Below are 7,071 nucleotides of genomic sequence, written 5' to 3' on the forward strand. Positions count from 1 at the left end.
CCTGCACCAGTGCTGACCTGAAACGGGACCGGATGAGCGACAAAGACCCCGAACTCGAACGTCCCCGCGCGGGCCACCCCGAGGACGCCGACCCGTCCGTCCCACCGGACGGGGCCGCGCGGTCCGAGGCCGTCCCCGAGGACGCGCCGGGCGCGGCGGCGGACACGGCCGTGGGCGGTGACGCTCCGGGTGAGCCGCCGGTCGTCCCGGGTCTGGGCGGGGAGGGCGACGGCGCAGGACGGCCGGTCCAGCGGAAGGCCCGGCGGCGGCGCGCGCTGCGGTGGGTCGCGGGCGGGATGGCCGGGGTCGTGCTGCTCGGCGGGGGCATCGCGGCCTGGCTCTACCAGGACCTGCGGGGCAACATCCGGCAGGAGCACGTCAAGGACCGGCTCGGCGCGAACCGTCCGGCGAAGCTGAACAAGTCGCTGAACATCCTGCTCGTCGGGTCGGACACGCGCGAGGGCGAGAACGGCCGGTACGGCTCGGCGGCGGAGATCGCGGGCGCGCGGTCCGACACCACGATCCTGCTGCACCTGTCGCCGAACCGGGACGAGGCCGTCGGGATCAGCTTCCCGCGCGACTCGATGGTCAGAATGCCCGCGTGCAGGCGCGAGCAGGGCGCGGACGTCCCGGCGCACTTCGGAATGATCAACGAGGCGTTCGCCAACGCGGGCCCGACCTGCACGTGGAAGACCCTGGAGTCGCTGACCGGCATCCACATCGACCACTTCGTCCAGGTCGACTTCGTCGGGTTCAAGCGGATGGTGGACGCGCTCGGCGGCGTGGAGATCTGCCTCGACCGTCCCGTGGACGACCCGCGCGCCGAACTGCACCTGAAGGCGGGGCGGCAGACCGTGAAGGGCGACGACGCGCTCGGCTACGTCCGCGCCCGGTACTCGCTCGGGGACGGCTCCGACCTCGAACGCATCCAGCGGCAGCAGAAGTTCATGGCGTCGGTGGTGAACAAGGCGTCCGGTTCGTCCATGCTGACCGACCCGGCCAAGACGTACCGCTTCCTCAAGGCGGCCACCGAGTCGGTCACCACCGACGACGAGCTCGACCTCGGCGGCATGAGGAAGATCGCGAACGGGCTCAAGGACATGAGCGCCGGACAGGTCCGGTTCGTCACCGTTCCGGTGGAGCCGTACGCGCCCGACCCCAACCGCGTCCAGTGGGACCAGACGCAGGCCAAGGCGCTGTTCGAGGCGATCCGGCACGACAACGACCTGCCCGCCGCGCCGCCGGCGCCGCAGACGGCGGGCAGGCCGGTGGCCGCGCTCGGAACCCCGGAGCCGAGCGGACGGCCGTCCGGCGCGGCCGGTCCCACGCAGGGGGCGACCCCGTCGAACCGGCCGAAGCCGCCCGTGAAGGTCCGGGTGACGGTCGTCGCGGCCGGGGCGACGCAGGAGAACGTCACGCGCATCGTCCAGCAGCTGAAGCGGCGCGGGTTCGACGTGCAGAAGAAGGTCGAGAAGGCCGCGCCGGTGCGGCAGACCAGCCTGTCGTTCGCGCCCTCGGCGGAGGGGCAGGCCACGCGCCTCGCGCGCATCGCCCCGACCGCCGTCCTCACCCCGGACCCGGCCACCCCGCCGGGCACGCTCCGCCTCGTCCTCGGCACCGACGGCCTGCAGCTGCTCCCACCGAAGGCCCTCGACGCCATCACCGGCGGCGTGAAACCCGACCAGAACATCTGCGGATGACAACGGCGGTGTGAAGCGCGGAACGAGGGGCGGAACGAGGGGCGGCCGGACGGCCGGACGGCCGGACGGCCGGACGGCCGGACGGCCGGAGACGCGCCCGGGGACGACGCGTCAGATCGTCCCCGGGCGGACGACGCGTCAGGTCGTCGTGGCGAAGGCGGGCGCGAGCAGGACGGCGGCGACCGCGCCGAGGACCATGTACGGCCCGAACGGGAACTCGCCCTTCCGGGTGCGGCGGACGAGCATCAGCGCTATCGCGACGAGCCCGCCGCTCAGGTACGTCAGCAGCAGCCCGAGCACCCACGCGCTCTGCCCGAACCAGCCGAGGTAGAGCCCGAGCAGCCCGGACAGCTTCACGTCCCCGAGCCCGAGCCCGGACGGCACGACCACCACCTGGACCCCGTAGATCATGAGCAGCACGACCATTCCGAGCAGCGCGTTCCCGAAGCGCGAGAACCCGTCGTCGGTGAACGGGACGGCCGCCGCGAGCAGCACGGCCGCGATCCCGTAGGACGGCAGCGTGAACCGGTCGGGGAGCCGCTTCACGGCGACGTCGATGAAGCACAGCAGCGTCCCCACCGCCACCAGGTAGAGCAGGGCGGGAAGGTACGGCTGCCACCCGACCCGCCACCCGAGCAGCCCGAACCCCGCCGCGGTCACGATCCCCATCGCGACACGGCGGCCCCGGGGCACCTCGCCCACGTAGGGCGCGGCGAGCGGCGCCGCCAGGGACCCCACCAGCAGTCCCAGGGCGGTCAGCGCCAGGATGACCATCACTTCCCCCTGTCCCGCACCGATAATTTGAGCGTCATCAAACTCGGCAGGCCCGGAAAGCACATGAGCCCCCAGGCCCAACGCCCCTTTCGACGCGGAAGAGGCCAAAACGGATCCAGGGTCCTGCGGTCCGGGTGAAACCGGGCCCCCGGTCCGCCTCCGCCGGGCTCATCTGCGGCGACACGCCGGTCCCGGCCGCCCGGCCGCGGCCGGGACGTATAGGTCCGCAGGCCCTTGGGGTGGCCGGATCCGGCACATACCGTGCCGGACATGCGCGCGGTATTGAACGGTTGGCTGCTGGCGGTGCTCGTGGCCGCCATCGCCCTCCTGGCACGCGCCGCGCTCGCCCCCGCCGAGGGGACGGGCCCGGTGGACGAGTACGCCCGGGTCGCGCGGGTCCACCTCCCCTGGATCCTCGGCAGCATGGTGATGACCTACGTGGCCGCCTCGGCCACCCGGCCGCGCCACGGCGTGCTCGTCGTGGTCGCCGTGGCGCTGCCCATGCCGACCCTCGCGATGCTCGCCGGGACGGCGGTGCCGGTCATCCCCGGCCAGTCGACGCTCGGAACGGTCCTGCAGCTCATCGAAGCCCTCCTCGGCGGGGCCGTCGGCATCGTCCTCGCGAGCGTCATCGGCAACGCCGCCCGCCAGGCCGCGAAGCGCCCCGAACAGGTCTGGGACGGCGGGGGCGGCCTGCGCGACCCGCACGGCATCCTGACCCCGCAGCATCTCCTCGAACGGCCCGAGCACGACCTACCCTCGTCCGAGGCCGCTCACCAGCGGTCCGCGCAGGCCGAGGGCCGGTTCGACGAACGGGAACAGGCCATGAGACAGCCTTCCTCCGTCCAGACCCAGCACGCCCACACCCAGCAGCCGCCGGTGCAGGTTCAGGGGCAGACACAGACGCAGACGCAGGCTTCCGCGACCGCCCTGGCCCAGGCCGCCCAAGCCGCAGGAGCCTCCCGGGGCAACGCCTACTCCTTCCCTCCCGTGCCGACGCTTCCCCCGACTCCGAACCCCTTCGTCCGGGTGGCGTCGTCTCCCCCGGACACGCCGTTCGCCCCTACCCGGCCGTCCGTGCCGGATACGCCGTCCGCGCCCATGCCCGTTCCCGGTGCGCCACTGACGGCCGGCGACAGGCCGAGCGCGTTCCTTCCGGAGGACCGGTTGGTCGCCTCGGGCAGGCGGCCGGCGGCCACGGACGGCGACGACTCCGACGACGAACCCGCCGCGGACATGGAGCGATCCGACGCCTCTGACAAGGCGGGGACGGAGGCGGGGACGTCCGACACCGACGCGGAGACCGTTCGCGGGCCGGACTCCCCCTCGGCGCCTCCGCGCAGACCACCGCACTCCTTCGGCACACCCGCTCCCTGACAAGCGGCCCGATTTGGGACCACGGGCCCTGTTGTCCGAAACCACCGGGTTCTACGGTGCTCGAGGAATCCTTCCGATCACTGATGGCGGGTAACGGTGCTACTGCGGATCAGGTCCGGTGGCCGGCAGGGGGACTCCGGCCTCGCCACCTCGACACTCATCATGGGCATGGCCGTCATCCTGGCGGCGGGCTTCCTGCTGTTCGGGCGGATCGCGCAGGCCGGTGACATGTTCACCTACACGCAGGGCGGCGCGGACGCCGCGGCCCTCGGCGTCCTGGCCCCGCTCCGCGACCAGCAGGTCCAGATGCTCCTCCAGGGGCAGCCCCCCGACGGGGCCGGGTACTGGCTGGTCACGGACCCGCCGACCGTCGGCGCGCGCAAGTACGCCGAGGAGAACAAGACCGAGGTCGTCAGCGCCAAGCTCTCCGGGATGCTCGGCGACAACGCCACGGTCAAGGTGCGCAGCCGGAACTGCCAGCTCAAGAAGGACGACGAGCTGACCTCCCAGGAGCGGGACGACCTGCGCCACCGCCGCAACCTGTGCACCGACAACCAGGGGAAGAGCGGCATCGGCCGGTTCGGCACCGCCGGGGCGTCCGCCAAGATCATCAAGCCGGACTGCATCTACACGCCCAAGCCTCCCCAGGCCGGGGACACCGGTCTCGGCCCGATGGCCGACATCTGGTGCACAGGGAATGGCCGCAAGGTCCACGCCTATCCGAACGGCAACTTCGACGACGTCCGCGAGGTCTTCAAGATCCGGCTCGTGGACAAGGCCGACGGAACCCCCTACACCGGCGAACCCCAGGCGGGCTTCGGTCCCACCGGCGGCGCGGGCGTGGCGATCAACAAGTGCGCCAAGGACAAGAGCGTCGACATCGACTCCAAGCCGTTCGGGGAACGGGTCGTGGCCTGGGCTCTGTGCTGGCAGGGAACTCCCTACTCCTGGGGAGGCGGCACCTACAGCGGGCCGTCCTTCGGCATCTGCTGCTCGCCCGGCGGGTACAGCGGTGCGTCGACTCTCGGCTTCGACTGCAGCGGCCTGACCTTGTACGCGGTCTACCAGGCGTCGAAGGGCCGCATCGCCCTGGGCCACTTCACGGGGAACCAGCAGGACGACTCGCGCGGCATCCGCGTCCCCCTCAACGCGCTGCAACCAGGTGACCTGGTCTTCTTCGGGCTACCGGTTCCACATCATGTCGCCATCTATTACGGCGATAATCAGATAGTCGAGGCACCACAGACAGGTGACGTCGTGAAGATCTCGCCGCTCGCCGGACGCGGCGCCACGGCCGCGAGGCGCTTCGGCTGACGCGGCCGTGCCGGGCCGGGCCGGGCGCGGTGCCAGGGGGCGCCGACAGCCTTGCCCGGACGGCGACGGCCTCGTTACGGTCACTCGCATGACGTCGGTCGAGGCGGAACCACCGCGGATTCCGGGGGAACGGGTCGGGCCGTACCGGATCGCCCGCGTGCTGGGCCGGGGCGGGATGGGCACGGTCTACCTCGCCGAGGCGCCGGACGGGCGGAGCGTGGCGGTCAAGGTGCTGCATTCGGGCCTGGCCACGGCCCCCGACTTCCGGGAGCGGTTCCGGCGGGAGGTCACGGCGGCGCTGAAGGTCCGCCCCTTCTGCACCGCGCCCGTGCTGGACGCCGGTTTCGACGGCGAACCGGTGTACGTGGTCACCGAGTACATCCAGGGGCCGACGCTGGAGGAGGTCATCCTCGGGCACGGCCCGCGGCGCGGCGCGGACCTGGAGGGCCTCGCCGCCGGGGTCGCGACGGCGCTCGCCGCGATCCACGGCGCGGGCGTGGTGCACCGGGACCTCAAGCCCGCCAACATCCTGCTGTCCCCGTTCGGGCCCCGTGTGATCGACTTCGGCATCGCGCGGACGCTCGGCGTGGACCTGCCGATGACGCAGGCGAACCAGACGATGGGCACGCCGTCGTTCATGGCCCCGGAGGGCCTGGCCGGCGAGCCGATCACGACGGCCGCCGACGTGTTCTCGTGGGGCTGCGTGATCGCGTTCGCGGGCACCGGGCGGCTCCCGTTCGACGGCGGGACGGTCGGCGAGATGCTGTACCGGACCGTCCACGGGACGCCGGACCTGGACGGCCTCGGCCCGCCCGAACTGCGTGACCTGGTGGAACGCGCGACGCGACGGGACCCGGCACGGCGGCCGACCGCGACGGAGCTGCTGGAGGAGCTGATCGGCGTCCGGGACCCGGAACGCGCCGCCGCGCGCCTGCCCGGACGCTCCCCGACCGAACGGTCCGAGCGCGCCGAGCCGCCGCGTCCCGCCCTCGGGACACCCGGCCCCTCTGGGACGCCCGGACCGTCTCGGACGCCCGGACCGTCTGGGAGGGCTGGAAGTCCCGCGTCTCCCGGCACGGCCGGGACGCCGCCGTCACGCGACGGCACCACGCGCCTGCTCGATTCGGAGGACGAGCCTGCCCCGGACGCGCGCACGGCACCGCGCCGGAGGGGACGCCGTATCGCCCCGGTCGGCGTGGCGGCGCTCGCCGTCGCCGCGGCGGTCGCGGGCGGCGCGTGGGCGCTCTGGCCGTCGGACGCCAAGCCCTCGGCCGACCGGCGCTTCGGCGGAACGCCGAGCGCGGACTGGCCCGACGTGAGCGGCGAGGGCTTCAGCCGTGCCTACGCCGACGGAAGGCTGGTCGTCCGGACCTTCTTCCCCGCGTCGTGGCACTCGTTCCCCGCGCCGTCGGACACGGTCCGGCCGCACCTGGCCGTGGACGCGCCGGTGCGGCTCCGGTCGGCCGATCCGGCGGACGAGGCGGGCGTGTTCTGCGGGGTCGGCGGCCAGACACGGTACGAAGTGCTGGTGGCGCGCTCGGGGCAGGTCGCGGTCCGCAGAAGCGACGGCGTCACGGGGTGGCGGCTCGGCCGGTCGGCCGGTCCGGCGGGGACTCCGGGCGGCGCGGTGGATCTGCGCGCCGTCTGCGACGTGACGGCGAACGGCGTACGCGTCGAGGGCTGGGTGAACGGCGCGCGGGTCGTGTCGGCGTCCGACCTGATGACGCCGCCGCCGTCCGGCTTCACGACCGGCATCGTCGTGGGACGCGACAACCGTGCCCCAGGCGGGGCGGCCACCGAGGCCGTCTACACCGGGTTCCGCGCCGGAGACGGCGGTCGCGGCGGCTGACCTGTGCCCGCCCGGCCCCCGGCTCGGCGACGGCCGACGGCGGCCCGGCGGCGGCCC

General features: G+C 73.4%; 5 protein-coding genes. 4 read left to right on the plus strand and 1 reads right to left on the minus strand.

The annotated features are described in order from the left end of the window. Nucleotides 1-32 precede the first annotated feature (32 nt). Entirely contained in the window at nucleotides 33-1,700 is a 1,668-nt protein-coding gene (locus tag DZF91_RS15180) for an LCP family protein (protein WP_117358120.1), read from the plus strand. A gap of 138 nt (nucleotides 1,701-1,838) precedes the next feature. Here DZF91_RS15180 and DZF91_RS15185 read toward each other — a convergent pair whose 3' ends face one another. Next, complete coding sequence (locus DZF91_RS15185; RefSeq protein WP_117358121.1) at nucleotides 1,839-2,474, minus strand: prepilin peptidase; 636 nt, start codon at nucleotides 2,472-2,474, stop codon at nucleotides 1,839-1,841. Nucleotides 2,475-2,744: 270 nt separating this feature from the next. Between DZF91_RS15185 and DZF91_RS15190 the strand changes: the two genes are divergently transcribed. The 3 genes from DZF91_RS15190 to DZF91_RS15200 all read left to right on the plus strand — a co-directional run bounded on the left by DZF91_RS15190 (nucleotide 2,745) and on the right by DZF91_RS15200 (nucleotide 7,014). Beyond that, nucleotides 2,745-3,851 carry a hypothetical protein gene (locus tag DZF91_RS15190; protein WP_117358122.1) on the plus strand — a complete coding sequence of 369 codons (1,107 nt, stop codon included), beginning with the start codon at nucleotides 2,745-2,747 and terminating at the stop codon, nucleotides 3,849-3,851. 96 nt (nucleotides 3,852-3,947) lie between these two features. Continuing rightward, a complete protein-coding gene (locus DZF91_RS15195) occupies nucleotides 3,948-5,165 on the plus strand; it encodes a C40 family peptidase (RefSeq protein ID WP_199486647.1) in 1,218 nt (405 codons plus the stop codon). An 88-nt stretch (nucleotides 5,166-5,253) separates the two neighbouring features. Then, nucleotides 5,254-7,014, plus strand: coding sequence for a serine/threonine-protein kinase (locus tag DZF91_RS15200; RefSeq protein ID WP_117358123.1), 1,761 nt, complete (start codon nucleotides 5,254-5,256; stop codon nucleotides 7,012-7,014). The last annotated feature ends 57 nt before the right edge of the window (nucleotides 7,015-7,071 follow it).

The sequence above is a fragment of the Actinomadura logoneensis genome (assembly GCF_003428695.1).
GTDB classification, from domain to species: domain Bacteria; phylum Actinomycetota; class Actinomycetes; order Streptosporangiales; family Streptosporangiaceae; genus Spirillospora; species Spirillospora logoneensis.